The 2296-nt window shown below is 64.5% G+C and carries 1 protein-coding gene; it reads left to right on the top strand.

The window, feature by feature from the left end:
• Positions 1-344 precede the first annotated feature (344 nt).
• Complete coding sequence (locus EN943_RS36610; RefSeq protein WP_127416570.1) at positions 345-1985, top strand: ABC transporter substrate-binding protein; 1641 nt, start codon at positions 345-347, stop codon at positions 1983-1985.
• Positions 1986-2296 lie beyond the last annotated feature (311 nt).

Genomic DNA, 2296 nt, shown 5'->3' with positions numbered 1-2296 from the left:
GCTGGGTAGGGGTGAGTGGCGGTATTGAGGCGCTGCCGGCGGAGCGCCAATCTCCCCCTCAAGGAGGGAGATTGGCGCCGCGCCGTTGGCGCATTTCCTCGCAGCGCGGCTGCAAAGCATAAGCGCACTGCCGACTCCCCCTGCGGAGCACCGCACAATCACTGCGGAAAACCGAACACTCCGCAACGTCACCCCGCTTTATCATTCCCCTCAGGCAACGGCACCCGGCGGTCGCGTCCGCCCCCGCGTCTGTCGATCGGCCGGGGCGATTTTTTTGTGCATGCCGTTGTCCCAAAACCGCTGGGCACTTTTGGGCGGCATGCATCAACAACAGGGGAACGACGATGAAATTCATGCTGACCGACCGCAAACTGCACCCGCAGGCCAAGCCCGTTGCCGACGATTTCAGGACCGGCGGCATCAACCGCCGCGAATATCTCGCCTTGATGGCCGGGCTCGGCGTCAGCGCCGCCGGCGCGCTGGCGCTGGGCGGGCTCGGCACCACCCCTGCCCGCGCGGCCGAACCGAAGAAGGGCGGCGTGCTGCGCGTCGCCATGAACGTCAAGGGCTTCAAGGACCCGCGCACCTTCGACGGCGTCGAGATGTCCAACGTCGCCCGCCACTGCAACGAATATCTGGTGCGCTGGAACACCGACTTCTCCTTCGAGCCCTGGCTGCTCGAAAGTTGGGAGGCGAGCGACGACGCCAGGACGCTGACCCTGCATGTGCGCAAGGGCATCTCCTGGTCGAACGGCGATGCCTTCAACGCCGACGATGTCATCCACAACCTCACCCGCTGGTGCGACGCTTCCGTGCCGGGCAATTCGGTCGCCGCGCGCATGGGCGCGCTGGTCAATGCCGACACCAAGAAGGTGGTTGATGGCGGCATCACCAAGGTCGACGACTTCACCATCAAGCTGAACCTGCCCAAGCCAGACATTTCGCTGATCGCCGGCATGGCCGACTATCCGGCACTGATCATGCACCGCTCCTATGAGGGCGACGCCGATCCGATGAAGGCGCTCGCCATCACCACCGGCCCCTGCGAACTGGTCAGCTGGGATGCCGAGACGGGCGCCGAAGTGAAGCGCAAAGACAAGCCCTGGTGGAAGGGCGAATTCCACCTCGACGGCATCAAATGGGTCGACTACGGCTCCGACCCCAACGCCATGCTGTCGGCCTTCGAATCCGGCGAGATCGACACCGACCACGAAACCGCCTCCGACGCCGTCTCGCAGACCGAGCAGATGGGGCTGATGAATTCCGAGATCGCCACCGGCTCCACCATCGTCGCCCGCTTCAATGTCGCCAACGCGCCCTATGACGACGTCAAGGTGCGCCGCGCCGCCCAGCTCGCCGTCGACAATTCCGCCGTGCTGGCACTCGGCCTCGGCGGCCGCGGCAAGCCCGCCGACAACCACCATGTCGGCCCCATGCACCCCGAATATGCCGATATCGGCCCGGCCAAGCGCGACGTCGAGCAGTCGAAGAAGCTGCTCACTGAGGCCGGCAAATCAGACCACGAGTTCGAGCTCATCTCCGTCGATGTCGAATGGCAAAAGAGCACCGGCGACGCAATCGGTGCGCAGATGCGCGAGGCCGGCCTGAAGATCAAGCGCACCGTGCTGCCGGCCGCCACCTTCTGGAACGACTGGAGCAAATACCCCTTCTCCTGCACCGAATGGCTCGGCCGCCCGCTCGGCGTCCAGGTGCTGGCGCTGGCGTATAAATCGGGTGCGGCCTGGAACGAAAGCGCCTACGCCAATCCCGAATTCGACACCCTGCTCGACAAGGCGCTGGCCACACCGGACGCCAAGGCGCGCAAGGAGATCATGGGCAAGATCGAGCAGAATTTGCGCGATTCAGGCATCATCATCCAACCCTACTGGCGCTCGGTCTACCGCACCTACCGCAAGGGCGTCGAAGGCTGCGAACAGCACCAGGCGCTGGAGCAGCATTTCGAGAAGGTTTGGTTGGAGAGCTGAGCCTTCGCCCCTCTTGGGTTCCTCCGGAGGGGGGAGAGGTGGCGCTGCGTAGCAGCGACGGAGTGGGGGAAGCCATTCGCAAAGTCAAAACCGGGTCAGGATTGAGGATAGAGGCCCCGGCTAGCGTACGCCTATCGCAGGTCAGCGCCGCCCCACATTGCCCTGCCGAGCATTTCTCCCCGTAAACGGGGCGAAAGGTGCTGTCGCGACGCCGGCGCCTTTTCTGCAACGTTGGCGATTGGCGAAAGCGGCGATGACAGCGTCCTTCGCCCCGTTTACGGGGAGAAGATGGCGGCAGCCAGATGAGGGGC

The sequence above is a fragment of the Mesorhizobium sp. M7A.F.Ca.US.006.01.1.1 genome (genome assembly GCF_003997935.1).
GTDB lineage: Bacteria > Pseudomonadota > Alphaproteobacteria > Rhizobiales > Rhizobiaceae > Mesorhizobium.
This window is presented reverse-complemented; position numbering and strand designations above follow the sequence as displayed.